The following is a 14,812-nucleotide window of genomic DNA, read 5'->3' as shown; positions in this document are numbered from 1 at the left end:
TTTACTGCTACCAAGCTATGCGGTACACCACCATGATCACTGCGGTAACTTGCGCATGACTAGCGTAGCGTTGGTACCACCGAAGCCAAAGCTATTTGACATCACAGTGGTTAACTGGCGCTGGGTCGGCTGGGTTACGATGTTTATGCCCACCGCATGTGCGTCCAAGTTCTCAATGTTGATACTGGGCGCGATAAAACCGTGCTCAACCATCAGCAGGCAGTAAATCGCTTCCTGAACACCAGCAGCGCCCAGAGAATGACCCGTCATCGCCTTGGTGGAGGAGATTGCCGGGATGTTGTCACCAAACACTTCACGGATTGCTCCCAGTTCTTTCACATCGCCAACAGGCGTGGACGTGCCGTGCACGTTCATATAGTCGATGGGGGTGTCAATACCCTGCAAGGTCATCTTCATACAACGTACCGCGCCTTCGCCTGATGGCGCTACCATGTCGGCTCCGTCTGAGGTCGCACCGTAACCGATGATTTCCGCATAGATATGCGCACCGCGAGCCAGCGCGTGTTCCAGCTCTTCAACCACGACCATACCGCCACCGCCAGCGATAATGAAACCATCGCGTGCTGCGTCATAGGTGCGGGAGGCTTTTTCTGGGGTATCGTTATAGTTGGTAGATAATGCGCCCATTGCATCAAACTCACAGGCCATTTCCCAGCACAATTCTTCGCCGCCGCCTGCAAAAACGATATCCTGCTTGCCCAGTTGGATCAATTCAACCGCGTGGCCGATGCAATGTGCAGAGGTGGCGCAGGCAGAGCTGATAGAATAGTTGATGCCACGGATTTTAAACGGAGTTGCCAGGCAGGCAGAAACGCCAGAAGCCATGGCCTTGGTCACCATGTATGGGCCAACGCCGCGCAAACCTTTAGCGCGCATGCCATCAGAGCCAGCAACCTGGTTACGTGGCGAACCACCGCCAGAACCGACCACCAGACCAGTACGATCGTTAGATACTTGATCCGCAGTCAAGCCAGCATCCTTGATAGCTTCTTCCATGGAAAGATAAGCATAAACAGATGCGTCGCTCATAAAACGCATTATTTTACGATCGATCAAACCGGTGATGTCCAGTTTAACATTGCCCCATACGTGACTACGCATGCCGGAATCTTTCAGTTCCTGGGAGAAAGTGATCCCAGATCGACCTTCCTGTAGGCTCTCCCGAACCTCCTGCTGGTTATTACCAATGCTGGAGACGATTCCCAAGCCAGTAATCACTGCACGTTTCATTTAATACCTCTCCCACACTTATTATATTTACCTAAGGGGTTTTGCATCGCACTTTAGCGTACAGTTGTACGCCGAACAAGTCCGATCAGCGTTTTTCAATTTTATTTTTCTCGAATTTGCGCCACTGTGCCAGTGCCGTTAGAATTCGCGTCATCCCTTGAGTTACGAGCAATTTATCGTGAGCCATGCCGCCATCCAAACCGCAATGCTAATTTGGAACGAACAAGGTACACCTGTTTCGAAACAGTTCAATAACGTTTATTTTTCCAATCAAAATGGGCTGGAAGAAACCCGCTATGTGTTTCTTAAAGCGTTGTTGAATAAATCGAACATTTGGCCGGCACGCGGATCAGATCACTCTCCTTCTGTCAAAATAGCGACATTCCGTGGCCTAGCAAAAGTTCAACATCACCAACTGTAAGGCTTACAACAACGCCCTTATCGCTCGGGGTTCACTCACTTTCTCGGTGGATGAAACGGCACTTCACGCCTGGTACTGCGAGGCAAAACCTTCTCTGCGTGGTCGCCCACCACATTATTCCGATATGGCAATCACCAGCGTATTGATGCTGAAACGGATTTTCGGCCTGACACTTCGCGCCCTCCAGGGCTTCGTCGACTCCATTGTCACACTGATTAAAGTGCCGTTGAACTGCCCGGATGACACCTGTATCAGTAAGCGGGCGAAGTCCGGCCATGTCCCGTTTAAAACACCAACGCCGGGTGAAATTGCGCACCTCGTTATCGACTCTAGCGGGCTCAACGCTCAACGTGTTGGGTTAAGGGGAGTGGAAGGTAAAAAAACACGGTCAGGAAAAACGGCGGATCTGGCGAAAACTGCATTTGGCCGTAGATACAGAAACACATGAGGTCACCTGTGCTGACCTTTCCTTGAGTAATGTCACCGATACCGAAGCCTTCCCAGGTCTCATCCGCCAGAGGTACCGTAAAATCAAAGTCGCCTCGGCGTATCGGGCTTAGGATACGCGAGTGTGTGATGATGAGTTAAGGGGCAAGAAGCTCAAGGCGTTAATACCGCCCAGCAGCGGAGCCCATTATTGGTCGGCAGACTATGCAGAGTATGCAGAGCGAAATCAAGCGGTGGCGAACCGGCGCGTTACCGGAGACAACACACGGTGGAAAAGTATCACAGGCTACCACCGACGTTCGATAGCGGCAACAGCGAGGTACAGAGTAAAACAGCTATTTGGTGGTCACCTGTCGCTGCGAGATTATGATGGGCAAGTTGCAGAGGCGCTGGCCATGATCTATTCACTAAACAAGATGATGCTCGCCGGTATGCCACAAAGTGTACGCCTTGCCTGAAAGCTGCCCATTCAGGGGACTCTTTATTCCAGATCCGATTTATTCAACAACGTCTGTGTCTGTATCCAAAGGGGCTGAAACAATGTAGGCTTACTGGTATAGGCTCTAAATCCTGCCGGTTCAACAGCGCTGATTTTCTGTGTTAAACTGGCCGCGTTTTCCTGCCTGTTTTGGTTGAGGTACTTCTCTGAATACGTCGGCACAGCTTTCATTGCCACTTTATCTCCCCGATGATGAGACTTTCGACAGTTTTTATCCGGGAGAGAACCCATCCCTGCTTGCCGCCATCCGATCAGCCGTGTGCCAAGAGCATGGCAGCTATATCTATTTTTGGTCACGTGAGGGTGGGGGGCGCAGCCATCTGTTGCATGCGGCCTGCGCCGAACTTTCACAGCACGGTGAAGCAGTGGGTTACGTGCCACTAGATAAGCGCACCTATTTTATGCCTGAAGTATTTGATGGCATGGAACAGTTGGCGTTGGTATGCATCGACAATATCGAGCGTATCGCTGGCGATGAGGCGTGGGAAATGGCGATTTTCAACCTCTACAACCGCATTCTGGAAACCGGCCACACGCTGCTGTTTATTACCGGCGATCGGCCACCGCGTCAGTTGAATCTATACTTACCGGATCTAGCTTCGCGCCTAGACTGGGGGCAGATTTATAAGTTGCAGCCGCTATCGGATGAAGAAAAGCTGCTGGCCTTACAGTTGCGTGGCAAACTGCGCGGCTTCGAGCTGCCAGAGGACGTGGGCCGTTTTCTGCTGAAGCGGCTTGATCGCGAGATGCGCACGTTGTTCATGACCCTGAATCAGCTCGATCATGCCTCAATCACCGCCCAGCGCAAGCTGACCATCCCGTTCGTCAAAGAAACCCTAGGGCTGTAGCAGCAGCGCAGGGCATTGGTCAATTGTTTGGCGTGCAGTTCTGGGGGTTTTCGGCGTAGACCCGATGCTTATCATAGGCACGCGCTAAGCGCGCAAAGTGCCATTGATGCGGCCCGTTGCTCGCACGAAATGCCCATCCAGGTGACATGGGGTAAGCGAAGTAGCACAGATCAGGGGTATTATCATAATCGCAGGCAATCAAAACTGCTGAAATTACAAAATCTCCAGCACCTGCTCCGCTGATCGGCCAATGCGTGCCTTGCCGCCTGCGACCACGATAGGGCGTTTGATGAGCTTTGGGTGTTCCGTCATCGCGGTGAGAAACTCCTGTTCGCTCAAGCTGGCGTCTGCCAGCTTTAATTCCTGGTATAAATCTTCTTTTTTGCGCATCAGATCGCGGGCGGAGCGGAAGTCCAGTGCTTTCAGCAGGTTGTGCAATTCATCGCCAGATGGCGGCGTTTCAAAGTACAGTACCACGTTGGCATCAACGCCACGCTGCTTCAGCAGCGACAAGCATTCGCGGCTCTTAGAATAGTGTGGGTTATTATAAACAGTCACGTGCTTCATGGCTTTTATTCCTGATGAAATCAGTGCCGTTGGTATTGACGTAAGCGCTGGTGCAACTGGCGCAGTTGGTCGATACGCGCATCATAGCGCGCCTGTTTTAGGCTACCGAGCTTCTGTAGCGAGCTGGCCGATAGCTTTATCTAGCTTGCCGGTCAGCGCCAGGCTCTCGGCGCGAGCCGCCAACTCTGCATCGCGCATCCCTTGGGTGGCGCTGGCCTGCGCCAGCAGTTCCCAGCCATTCGGATCGTTCGGATGATCAAAAGTGTAACGGTTAAGCATTTTCGACGCCATGGCGGGTTGGTTGCCTTCAACATAAGCGTTGGCCAGGTTAAGTTGCAGCACAACATTATTACTTTGCACGGTGTTGGCAGCTTCTAGACGGGCAATAGCTTGCGCTGCGCGTTGTTGACCGATATCGATATCGGCCATCAGGTCGAGTAACCAGAGGTTTTTCGGGTTCTACGCCAACATTGGCTGGAGAATATGGCGTGCTTCATCGTACTTTTTCGCTTCATATAACAGGATGGCATGGCATTATTTGGCGGCAAACAGCTCGCGCACGTTGCCTTGGCTGTAGGTGTTAAGTTGTGCATCGGTCAAGGCCTCTTCAGTACTGTACATGCCAAGTAAACGCACCTTAGCCATCAGGTAGTCCTGCGAGGACTGTATTAAGATGCTTCGGCATTTGGTTAGCTCGGTTGCGTGCATCGGCGAGACGGTTGTCCGGCAAGGGGTGGGTCAACAGCATTTCCGGCGTTTTAGACGCATAGCGTGATTGATCCGACATCTTCTTTAAGAAAACGGGCATCGCCTGCGGATCGAAACCAGCGCGTTGTAACACCTAAATGCCAATGCGGTCGGCTTCTTGTTCATTTGATTGGGTAAAGCTTATCCTGCATTGCTGGGTGCCGACGAGGGTGCTGCTCAGTGCCTCCATCCTCATGGTGGGGCTGACCATCGCCAGCAGAATGGAGCTGAACGCGCAGACCCAAGTCAACGGAGCCTGCAGCTGCTGGTCTTCCATCGCGCGCGCCAAATGGCGTTGGGTAACGTGTGAAATTTCGTGTGCCAGCACCGAAGCCAGTTGGCTTTCGTTATCACTGACGCGGAACAGAGCGGAGTGTAGCACGACGTTGCCGCCAAAGAAGGCGAAGGCATTGATCTCGTCATTACGTACCAGATAAAAATGGAAGGGCATGCGTATCAAATAGGCGCTAGCCACGAGCCGATTACCCAGTTGGTTGATGTATTGCGTCAGCAGCTGATCATGGATTAAAAGCGCGCGGTCGCACATAGAAGTCGCCTATCGCCCGCTATTGACCGATGCTCAGCGTGCCGCCGTGGGAGGTGCCTATGTGTCAGGTAGCTGATCATGGCTCTTCGCCAGTGGAGGGGCTGAAAACGTAGCGAGCAACAGTACTGCTATCGCTGTTTTAGTCAACTGAATGGTCATCGTCAGGTACTTACGTTAAATAAATATTTATTTTTTCAATACGTTAGTATCTGACAAACGTTCTTCTTCGGATGCCGCACCCATCATTACTATCCGCGAAAAAGTGTGCAGGTAACTCAGCACAATATCGTGATGATTGGTAGTCTTGAAATTATTAAACACTTTATCAACCTTGCCTGTTGCGTCTATCAAGAAGCTGGTACGGTGAATATCATCGTAGGTTTTGCCCATAAAGGTTTTTTCACCCCACACGCCAAACTGTTGCGCTACCTGATGATCTTCATCAGACAGTAGCGTGAAGTTGAGTAACTCTTTTTCAGTAAAACGTGACAACTTTTCCGGTTTGTCGGTGCTGATACCTAGCACCTCAACACCGGCCTTTTTCAACTCGGCCATGTTATCCCGCAGCCCGCAGGCTTGCACGGTGCAGCCTGGCGTCATCTCCTTGGGATAAAAATAAATCAGTACACGTTGTCTTTGGTAATCACAAATTAATTTTCTCACCGTCTTGGTCAGGCAAACTAAATTTCGGCGCTATATTGTTAACTTTTAGTGGGTTCATGTCAGTACTCCCTCTTTACTCATCGTGCTGTCGTTAGTTCATAATGCTAATATTGCCTTGTGCGCTTAATTCTGTACATAGACGCTGACAGGCTTGCTCAATTCTTAACTCAATGGATTTATCAAGGTAAACATAAAAAAACCGCCGGCCAAGTGCTGACAAGACGGTTGCTTACTTGCTTTGGATAGGCAGCAAAAGTACCATGAATGACTTGTTTATGGAGAGGACGGTCAATGTTTACGGGAAGTATTGTTGCTCTGGTTACGCCGATGGACAATAAAGGGACTGTTGATCGCGCGAGCCTAAAAAAACTGATTGATTATCATGTAGCCAGTGGAACTGCGGCTATTGTTTCTGTTGGGACTACTGGTGAGGCCGCAACGCTTACCCACGACGAGCATATTGACGTGGTATTGCGGACGCTGGAACTGGCTGATGGCCGCATTCCAGTGATCGCCGGTACTGGTGCTAACGCCACTGCTGAAGCCATTTCGCTTACCGACTGCTTTGCCGATACGGGTGTAGTAGGGTGCCTGACGGTGACGCCATACTATAATAAGCCGACTCAGGAAGGACTGTACCAGCATTTCAAGGCGATCGCCGAAAGCACTGCGCTGCCGCAGATTCTGTATAACGTACCCTCGCGCACCGGCTGCGATCTGCTGCCCCCGACCATCGCGCGGCTGGCAAAACTCAACAATATTGTTGCTGTTAAAGAGGCGACAGGAAACTTAAGCCGTGTCAGCCAGATCAAACAGCAGGTTGATGATGAAGATTTCATCCTGCTGAGTGGCGACGACGCCAGTAGCCTGGACTTCATGAAATTGGGTGGCAAAGGGATTATTTCTGTTACGGCCAACGTGGCCGCGCGTGAAATGGCACAGCTTTGTGCGTTGGCAGCACAAGGCAACTTTGCGAAAGCACACCGCTTGCATCAGCATTTGATGCCGCTGCATCAAAATTTATTTGTAGAAGCAAACCCGATTCCAGTGAAGTGGGCCTGTAAGGCGCTGGGATTATTGTCAACCGATACGCTGCGTCTGCCGATGACGCCGTTGAGTAACGCTGCCCGTCCGGTGGTGGAACTCGCGCTGAAAAGCGCCGGTTTGCTGTAACTCTAAAGGAAATTTAATGGCTTATTTATTGCAAAAATCGACGGTAGCAAAAGTCGCTGGCCTCTCGCTGGCTATGATGCTGGTGGGCTGTAGCAGCGATCAGCGCTACAAACGCCAAGTGAGTGGCGACGAGGCGTATCTTGACACCGTACCGCTCAAAGCGCTGAACGCGCCGGTTGGAATGATCCTGCCGGTGCAAAGCGGCAACTATGAGGTGCCAGCTATCACGTTGAAAGGCAGTGTTGGCAAGCAGCTAGATATTCGTCCACCGGTGCAGCCTCTTGCACTACTGAGCGGTTCACACGCACAATACAACGGTGATAGCCGCACGCTACTGCTGGAAAACAGCCCGCAGAACCAACACCTATGGTCGCGCGTGGTCAGCATACTGCAAGCAAAAAAGATCACTATCGCCTCACGCCAGGACGCCGCTCAAACCTTGACCACTGACTGGGTGAAGTGGAACCGCTTGGATGAAGACAGCCAGTACCAAGGACGCTACCAGATCTGCTTGCAGCAACAGGGTTACCAGCAGGCGCTGGTGGTTAAAAGCGTAGGCTTACAGCAGCAAAGTAAAACCGCTCCGGTGAGCGATCTGTCTGCAATCCAACGCTACAACGGTGTGATGATGAACACCATCATCGAAGCCTTGGATAAGCAGGACAACTTGGCGAGCAGGCAGTCAGCTAGCCGTTTCGGCGAGCTGGACGTGCAGAGCGGTGCTGATGACACCGCTCTGCCAATGTTAGTGGTGCGCGGCCCTTACACTGTGGTGTGGGATCGCCTGCCGGCAGCGCTGGAAAAACTGGGGATGAAAGTGGGTGACCGCAACCGCCCGCAGGGCAGCGTGGCCGTCACCTACAAAACGTTGAGCCGCAGCGATTGGGATGCCTTGGGTGTCAAGGAGCCTGAACTGGCCACAGGGAATTACAAACTGCAAGTCGACGACCTGAACAACCGCACTAGCCTGCAATTTATCGATGCCAAGGGCAGGCCATTGACCCAGTCGCAAAACGACGGGTTGGTAGCAGTATTCCAGTCTGCATTCAGTCATACCAGCAGTAAATAAACCCAAAGGAGCCTCAGCTCCTTTTTGTTTGGTTGGCACGGTATCGTTTGCGTGACAGGTTTGGCAAAATACCCGGTATCATGCTAAAGAATTCTTGCGGTCAATTTTCTACCCGTGCATTTCTGGCCTCCGCCTTAAAGATGACGGGGCAACATCATTGGAGTCAGTAAGATGCAAAAGCTAGCTGAGCTGTATCGTGGAAAGGCAAAAACCGTCTACACCACCGAAAATCCCGATCTGCTGGTGTTGGAGTTCCGCAACGATACGTCAGCACTGGATGGTCAGCGCATTGAACAGTTCGCTCGCAAGGGCATGTTGAACAACAAGTTCAATCATTTCATCATGAACAAATTGCAAGAAGCTGGCATCCCTACCCAAATGGAGCATCTGCTCTCCGACAATGAAGTGTTGGTGAAGAAGCTGGAGATGGTGCCTGTCGAATGCGTGATCCGCAACCGTGCTGCCGGTTCACTGGTAAAGCGGCTTGGCATCGAAGAAGGTCAGGTATTGACTCCGCCGCTGTTTGACCTGTTTCTGAAAAATGACGCTATGCATGATCCTATGGTCAACGAATCATACTGTGAGACCTTTGGCTGGGTAAGCAAAGCGCATCTGGCACGCATGCGCCAACTGAGCTACCAAGCCAATGATGTGCTGAGCAAGCTGTTCGACGATGCGGGCCTGATCCTGGTTGACTTTAAGCTGGAGTTCGGTCTGTTCAATGGCGAGTTGGTACTGGGTGATGAGTTCTCGCCAGATGGCTGCCGCCTATGGGATAAAACCAGCCTCGATAAGATGGACAAAGACCGTTTCCGTCAGAGTTTAGGCGGCCTGATCGAAGCTTACGAAGAAGTGGCTCGGCGCTTCGGCGTGAAGCTGGGCTAAGCGTCTGCCTGCCCTACGGGCGATCTGGCCTGATCGCCCGAACATTAATGTTTCCCGGCGGTATCATTTGATATCAAGAAGCTACACAGCATTGGTAACCAGCACAGGCTAAGAACCTATCCTATTAGGCTATTTTATTTGCCATTTTGCATTTGGGCAGTGTTCACCATACTAACGTATTCTATGTACGCGCTAGTTGTTGCGCGCTGCCTATGTTACAACAATGAACACCTACTGGGATAGGCTATAAGGGGGGCTGACTAATAGGATAATCATGGACTTGCGCCCATTGCTGGATTCATTCTCCACACTGCCAGAAAAATTCTACATTTACATTACCACTGACTCTTTATAATGGTAATCACTCAGTGAGTTTCCTACCATTATAAAAAAACCTAATCTGGAGTTGAATTATGCGTTGGCAAGTGCGTCAAGAAAGTGACGATGTTGAGGATCGTCGCGGGCAGTCTTCAGATCTGGGCGCGGGAGGGGGGTTCCGGGGTCCGGTAGGTGGTAAGGACAGTATTGCCATTCTGGTGGTAGTGTTACTACGGAATCGACCTTTCGCCGCTGCTCAACGGCGGAGATGGGGTTCCGTACAGCCCGCCGCAAAGCACCAATATCAGCCCGAAAGACAATGAAATAGCGAAATTAACCTCAGTGGTGCTGGCATCGACCGAAGATAACTGGAATGAGGTGCTCCAACGCATGGGCAAAACTTATCAGCAACCCAAGCTGGTGGTGTATCGCGGCGTCACGCGCACCCTTTGTGGTACTGGCCAGGCGGCGATGGGGCTATTCTATTCTCCAGCAGACAAAACGGTGTATATCGACCTGTCGTTCTATCAAGATATGAAAACCAAACTCGGCGCTGGCGGTGATTTTGCGTAGGCTTACGTGGTGGCGCATGAAGTCGGCCATCATGTGTAGAACTTGCTGGGTATTTGACCTATGATACGCCAGATGCAGCAGTGTGCCAGCCAGGCGGAAGCTAACCGCTTGTCGGTGAAGATAGAGCTACAAGCGGACTGTTTTGCTGGCGTGTGGGGCAAATTCGCCGATAAACAGCAGATGCTGGAAGACGGGGATTTGCAGGCGGCGCTGAACGCCGCACAGGCGATCGGTGATGACTGCTTGCAGCAGCAGAGCCAAGGGCTAGTAGTGCCAGACAGCTTTACTCATGGTACCTTACAGCAACGTTATTTTGGGTTGAAACAGGGCTTCGACAGCAGTGATCCCAAAACCTGCAACACATTTGCCTCCCGTTAACACAACCTATGCCGCAACCTGAGGCTGGCATGTTTTCAGTTTGGACTCTGATGTTACAAGCAATGCAGCAGCGTATGCAGCAGCAGGGCATCAGGCGTCTGCTGGTAATCAGCGGTGAATCTGAATGGTGCCGACAGCAGGCGCAATGGCTGGCTGCTACGCTACCGGGCGACTGGCCGTGGATCGGCGCACGCCCGCCACCCGGTTTGTCGGCATTGGCGAGCGGTGCGGTGCGTCAGTTGTTAGGGCAGGAGCGGCTGCATGCGGTATTTGACGCCACGCAGGCGCTGGATGTTGAGGCGCTGGCGGTGTTGTCCGGCGCATTGCGTGCTGGCAGTTGGCTACTGCTGTTGACGCCGCCGTGGCGGCAGTGGCACCGACTGACGGATGACGACAGCCTACGCTGGAGCGATGGTTCGCAGCCGATCACCACCCCGCATTTTATCCAGCATCTGCAACGTGAACTGGCCGCTGACGATGAGGTGACGCTGTGGCAGCAGGGTGAGGCTTTGGTACTGGCACCGCTGGCTGAACGTGCTAGCTGGCGGCAACCTGATGGTCGCCCTTCCACGGAACAGCAGGCGCTGTTGAGGCAGTTGCTGAAGGCTACATCCGGCATCTGGGTGCTGACTGCTGCGCGTGGTCGCGGCAAATCAACGTTGGCGGGCATGCTGGTGGCGAACTCACCGCTGAGTTGCTGGATCACCGGGCCGAGCCGGGCAGCTACCGAGGTTGTGGGCGAATGGGCGCAAGGCCGTGCGCAGTTCTGGGCGCCCGATGCACTGCTGGCGCACTGCCGTAGTCAGGACGTTAGTCAAGTGGGTTGGTTGTTAGTGGATGAGGCGGCCGCCATTCCTGGCCCGCTGTTGCAGCAATTGGTCAGATATTTTCCTCGGGTGCTATTGACCACCACGGTGCAGGGGTATGAAGGCAGCGGGCGCGGCTTTTTGCTCAAGTTTTGCGCCGGGTTGCCAGCGTATCGCTCGCTTAGCCTGCAACAACCGATGCGCTGGACGCAGGACGATACGCTGGAACGGGTGATAAATAATGCACTGTTGTTCAACGAACTGCCAGAATGGCAGGCGGCTAAGAAGGAGATCAGCGTCAGCCAAGTCGAACAGCAGGAGCTGTGTGAAGATCCGCAGCGGCTACGGTGTTTTTATGCCTTATTGAGTAGTGCGCATTACCGTACTTCGCCGTTGGATTTACGTCGGCTGATGGATGCGCCTGGCATACATTTTGCTTTGGCACAGATGGCGCAGGAGGTGGTCGGTGCGCTATGGCTGGTGGATGAAGGCGGCCTTAACGCCGAATTGGCGCATGGAGTTTGGGCTGGGCGGCGGCGACCGCGGGGCAATTTGGTGGCACAGTCTTTGGCGGCGCACGGCGGCCAATGGTGGGCACCGATGTTGTATTCACGGCGCATTACGCGCATTGCCGTATTGCCCGCACTGCGGCGGCAGGGTATCGCCCGCCGCTTGATAGCACAACAGCATCAACAGGTGCAGGGACTGGATTTTCTCTCGGTCAGCTTCGGTTATACCGAGCCACTATGGCGCTTCTGGCAGTCATGTGGCTTTGAGTTGGTTCGCATTGGCAGCAAGTTGGATAGCCGCAGCGGATGCTATACCGCCATGGCCATCCTGCCGTTGAGCAAACAGGGGGAGGTACTGCGGCAGGCGGCACATAAGCGCCTGGAGCGCGATTGGCAGTGGTTGCAGCAGCGCATTAATGTGCAATTGGTGATCCCCTTTGATGGAGACGACCCACAATTAGCGCAGGAGGATTGGCGCGAGCTGGCTGGTTTCGCCTTCGCCCATCGGCCACTGGAGGCAAGCCTGGGAGCGCTACAGCGACTACTACGTATCAGTCGCCTGCCACTACCGGCGTTGCGCCTGCATTTACAACGGCAGCAAACGCCAGCGCAGTGCATCATACAGTTGGGTCTCAGTAGTGAGAAAGCCCTGCTGCGTCACTGGCGGCATGAGGTGGCGGAAGCATTGACGCAGCTTGATGCTCAACATTGCCACCAGTGGCGCGCTTGGACCGTCCGTTGTTGTTGATTTAGCGGCCACAGACAGGTGGCTGGAATGCGGCGCGTTGATGTTATTTCTTTTTCGGCCAGTCGTCTTCATCGTCCCATTGAGCGTTATTATCGCGGTGCGGCGGCAGTTCTGGCTTGTCGGTCAGATAGCTTTTGAGATTCACGCGCCGCAGATCTTTGACGGCGCTGACGATCATCCCCACCGGGATCAGTAGCATAATCCACCAGTGATTTGCTAACCATCGCATATTCAGTCTTTTTCTTCACAGCGTATAAAATGCGAAAATATCGATGGCAAATGGCGTTCAAGCCATTCGGCGCCGACCACTTTTTGGTTCTGCTAGGCCAGCAGCAGCCGCGTCGGCATCAGTAGATGTTCGGCCTTCCGTACCAGCGGTCGGTAGCTCAGATGCCAAGGTTCGACCGCCACGCCGTTACCCGCTGTGCTAAATGGGCGATAAAAACCAAATTCCGCCATATGTGCCGTCAGCCACTGATCGAGCGGGTAGAAGTCCCCCCTAGCTCATATTCACAGGGTTCCAGTTGCAGCTTTTGGCCTTCTGGTAGCAGTGACGGATCGTACACGTCCAGATCACTGCCCTAGTGATGGCGGCTGGCACTTGGCAATGCCGACCAGCGTAGGATGGTTTCACAGCGCTCGGCAGTGGACAGCAGGACGTCGATCGGTTGGCCGCCCCTATCAAATACTGGGCGCTCGCCACAGAATTTTCCATTCCAGATCGCCAATTGCCGCGCGAAATCAAGGAACGTGCTGGCGGGTTGCAGATTGAACCCCACCACCTGCGCTGCCTGCTGCATGGCGAGGAATGCGACCACCGCAGCAGGCTGTAGACGGTGGTTGCCACTGAGTGGTGCCAAGTGTTCGATAGAGCACCCGGTAAGCATTTCCGTGGTGATCATGCGACCAGTTGCTCCATGATGCGTTGGTACATACGGCTCAGCAGTTGCAGATCGCCGGCATTCACGCACTCGTTAACCTTGTGGATGGTGGCATTGACCGGCCCGAGCTCCACCACCTGCGCCCCCATTTGAGCGATAAAGCGGCCATCGGAGGTACCGCCTGTAGTCAGCAACTGTGGTGTTAATTCAGAATAGTGCTCAACTGCATTAACCACGGCGTCCACCAGTGCCCCACGTGCAGTAAGAAAGGGTTGCCCGGACAGATGCCATTCGATGCTGTAGTTCAGTTGGTGGCGATCAAGCAACGCTTCAATGCGTTGCTTGATCAGCGTATCGGTCAGCTCAGGGCTGAAGCGGAAGTTAAATTGAACCCACAGCTCACCAGGGAGCACATTATTGCTGCCGGTGCCAGCCCTAATATTGGCGATCTGCATGCTGGTCGGCGGGAAGAATTCGTTGCCCTGATCCCATTCGATCGCAACCAACTCATTCAGTGCTGGTATGGCGCGGTGTACTGGGTTATCTGCCAGATGCGGATAGGCAACGTGACCCTGAACGCCGTGAATACGCAGGTTGGCAGTGATCGAACCACGGCGACCATTTTTTACCACATCGCCAACGCGGTCAGTGCTGGAAGGTTCGCCGACCAAGCAATAATCCAGTCGCTCGTTGCGTGCCATTAGTGCCTCCACCACTTTGACTGTGCCGTGGGCGGCGCTGGCTTCTTCGTCGGAAGTGATCAGAAACGCCAGCCGACCTTGATGAGTCGCGTTGGCAGCAACAAAGCGCTCCGCCGCTACCACCATCGCCGCTAACGATCCTTTCATATCCGCAGCGCCACGGCCATACAGCATGCTATCGCGGATGGTTGGTTCAAACGGCGGGTTGTGCCAGCATTTCTCGTCGCCGACAGGCACCACATCGGTGTGGCCAGCAAATGCTAGCGTTCGGCCTTCACCGCGCCAGGCCCAGAAGTTCTGAGTATCGTCGAAATCCAGCGTTTCTACGGTAAAGCCGATCGCCTTCAGGCGCGCAATCAGCAATTGCTGGCAGCCTTCATCATGTGGGCTGAGGGAAGGGCGTTTGATCAATTGTTGAGCCAGTTCGATAACCGGGCAAATCATGCGGTGACCTCGGAGATAAATTGCTGATAGTTATTGGGGCTGAAACCGAGCAGGGTGTGCCACTGGCCGTCGTCCAGCAGCGGCCGTTTGATAATCGCCGGTTGCGCGCCAGCATCACCGCGATGGCGGCATCGGCGTTATCACAGGTGTTACGCTGCGTTTCATCCAGCTTGCGCCAGGTGGTGCCGCGAGTATTCAGCAGTGGCTGCCAACCTAGCTGCTCGATAAAATCGCGTAGCTGCTGTGCCTCCAGCCAGCGGCAGGCTTTTTTAATGGTGTTGCAGCTTTTAGGAGAAAGGCCGTACATGGTGCACTTAAGCTCTGCATGGTTTGTCAT

Annotated in this window: 9 protein-coding genes and 7 pseudogenes; 8 read left to right on the top strand and 8 right to left on the bottom strand. The window is 53.4% G+C overall.

Translation table 11 applies throughout. The features are described from left to right. Positions 1-36: 36 nt before the first annotated feature. Complete coding sequence (fabB, locus tag AACL06_RS09890) at positions 37-1,251, bottom strand: beta-ketoacyl-ACP synthase I (RefSeq protein ID WP_339037081.1); 1,215 nt, start codon at positions 1,249-1,251, stop codon at positions 37-39. Positions 1,252-1,429: 178 nt separating this feature from the next. Here fabB and AACL06_RS10725 point away from each other — a divergent pair. The 3 genes and pseudogenes from AACL06_RS10725 to hda all read left to right on the top strand — a co-directional run. Continuing rightward, a pseudogene (locus tag AACL06_RS10725) lies at positions 1,430-1,609 on the top strand (hypothetical protein); the annotation flags it as partial. 49 nt (positions 1,610-1,658) lie between these two features. Then, positions 1,659-2,577: pseudogene (locus tag AACL06_RS09885) on the top strand (IS5 family transposase). A gap of 187 nt (positions 2,578-2,764) precedes the next feature. Next, the gene (hda, locus tag AACL06_RS09880; protein ID WP_339038399.1) at positions 2,765-3,466 is read left to right on the top strand and encodes a DnaA inactivator Hda; all 702 of its coding nucleotides are present in this window, start codon (positions 2,765-2,767) and stop codon (positions 3,464-3,466) included. Between the two features lie 213 nt (positions 3,467-3,679). Here hda and arsC read toward each other — a convergent pair whose 3' ends face one another. From arsC to bcp, 3 genes and pseudogenes are all read right to left on the bottom strand, one after another. Then, positions 3,680-4,033: an arsenate reductase (glutaredoxin) gene (gene arsC, locus AACL06_RS09875; protein WP_339037079.1), complete on the bottom strand. Its 354-nt coding sequence runs from the start codon at positions 4,031-4,033 to the stop codon at positions 3,680-3,682. A gap of 20 nt (positions 4,034-4,053) precedes the next feature. Then, positions 4,054-5,486, bottom strand: a pseudogene (locus AACL06_RS09870) (M48 family metalloprotease). A gap of 108 nt (positions 5,487-5,594) precedes the next feature. Further along, positions 5,595-6,048: pseudogene (gene bcp, locus AACL06_RS09865) on the bottom strand (thioredoxin-dependent thiol peroxidase); the annotation flags it as partial. Positions 6,049-6,281: 233 nt separating this feature from the next. Here bcp and dapA point away from each other — a divergent pair. The 5 genes and pseudogenes from dapA (at position 6,282) to AACL06_RS09840 (ending at position 12,449) form a co-directional block, all read left to right on the top strand. Then, positions 6,282-7,163 carry a 4-hydroxy-tetrahydrodipicolinate synthase gene (gene dapA / locus AACL06_RS09860; RefSeq protein ID WP_339038397.1) on the top strand — a complete coding sequence of 294 codons (882 nt, stop codon included), beginning with the start codon at positions 6,282-6,284 and terminating at the stop codon, positions 7,161-7,163. A 16-nt stretch (positions 7,164-7,179) separates the two neighbouring features. After that, positions 7,180-8,232 (top strand): outer membrane protein assembly factor BamC, encoded by a 1,053-nt coding sequence (gene bamC, locus AACL06_RS09855; RefSeq protein WP_339037076.1) that lies wholly within the window; start codon positions 7,180-7,182, stop codon positions 8,230-8,232. A 171-nt stretch (positions 8,233-8,403) separates the two neighbouring features. After that, positions 8,404-9,117, top strand: a complete 714-nt coding sequence (gene purC / locus AACL06_RS09850; RefSeq protein ID WP_339037074.1) for a phosphoribosylaminoimidazolesuccinocarboxamide synthase — start codon at positions 8,404-8,406, stop codon at positions 9,115-9,117. A 413-nt stretch (positions 9,118-9,530) separates the two neighbouring features. Further along, a pseudogene (gene ypfJ, locus AACL06_RS09845) lies at positions 9,531-10,386 on the top strand (KPN_02809 family neutral zinc metallopeptidase). Positions 10,387-10,436: 50 nt separating this feature from the next. Then, positions 10,437-12,449, top strand: a complete 2,013-nt coding sequence (locus AACL06_RS09840; RefSeq protein ID WP_339038395.1) for a tRNA(Met) cytidine acetyltransferase TmcA — start codon at positions 10,437-10,439, stop codon at positions 12,447-12,449. A 43-nt stretch (positions 12,450-12,492) separates the two neighbouring features. Here the strand turns inward: AACL06_RS09840 and AACL06_RS09835 are convergent, their stop codons facing one another. The 4 genes and pseudogenes from AACL06_RS09835 to AACL06_RS09820 form a co-directional block, all read right to left on the bottom strand. Further along, positions 12,493-12,678: a YpfN family protein gene (locus tag AACL06_RS09835; RefSeq protein WP_339037071.1), complete on the bottom strand. Its 186-nt coding sequence runs from the start codon at positions 12,676-12,678 to the stop codon at positions 12,493-12,495. A 2-nt stretch (positions 12,679-12,680) separates the two neighbouring features. Next, a pseudogene (locus AACL06_RS09830) lies at positions 12,681-13,351 on the bottom strand (M15 family metallopeptidase). After that, positions 13,348-14,475 carry a succinyl-diaminopimelate desuccinylase gene (gene dapE, locus AACL06_RS09825; protein WP_339037069.1) on the bottom strand — a complete coding sequence of 376 codons (1,128 nt, stop codon included), beginning with the start codon at positions 14,473-14,475 and terminating at the stop codon, positions 13,348-13,350. Before dapE ends, AACL06_RS09830 begins: the two are co-directional and overlap by 4 nt. Continuing rightward, positions 14,472-14,812 (bottom strand): annotated as a pseudogene (locus AACL06_RS09820) (ArsC/Spx/MgsR family protein). Before AACL06_RS09820 ends, dapE begins: the two are co-directional and overlap by 4 nt.

Source organism: Serratia symbiotica (Periphyllus acericola), from assembly GCF_964019515.1.
GTDB classification, from domain to species: Bacteria; Pseudomonadota; Gammaproteobacteria; order Enterobacterales; family Enterobacteriaceae; genus Serratia; species Serratia symbiotica_D.
The sequence above is the reverse complement of the archived record's forward strand: the minus strand, read 5'-3'. Positions and strand labels throughout refer to the sequence as shown.

Bases quoted from the DNA above. Each gene is read 5' to 3' on its own strand.
- fabB (WP_339037081.1), bottom strand. From the start codon at position 1,251: ATGAAACGTGCAGTGATTACTGGCTTGGGAATCGTCTCCAGCATTGGT.
- arsC (WP_339037079.1), bottom strand. From the start codon at position 4,033: ATGAAGCACGTGACTGTTTATAATAACCCACACTATTCTAAGAGCCGC.
- dapA (WP_339038397.1), top strand. From the start codon at position 6,282: ATGTTTACGGGAAGTATTGTTGCTCTGGTTACGCCGATGGACAATAAA.
- bamC (WP_339037076.1), top strand. From the start codon at position 7,180: ATGGCTTATTTATTGCAAAAATCGACGGTAGCAAAAGTCGCTGGCCTC.
- purC (WP_339037074.1), top strand. From the start codon at position 8,404: ATGCAAAAGCTAGCTGAGCTGTATCGTGGAAAGGCAAAAACCGTCTAC.
- AACL06_RS09840 (WP_339038395.1), top strand. From the start codon at position 10,437: ATGTTACAAGCAATGCAGCAGCGTATGCAGCAGCAGGGCATCAGGCGT.
- AACL06_RS09835 (WP_339037071.1), bottom strand. From the start codon at position 12,678: ATGCGATGGTTAGCAAATCACTGGTGGATTATGCTACTGATCCCGGTG.
- dapE (WP_339037069.1), bottom strand. From the start codon at position 14,475: ATGATTTGCCCGGTTATCGAACTGGCTCAACAATTGATCAAACGCCCT.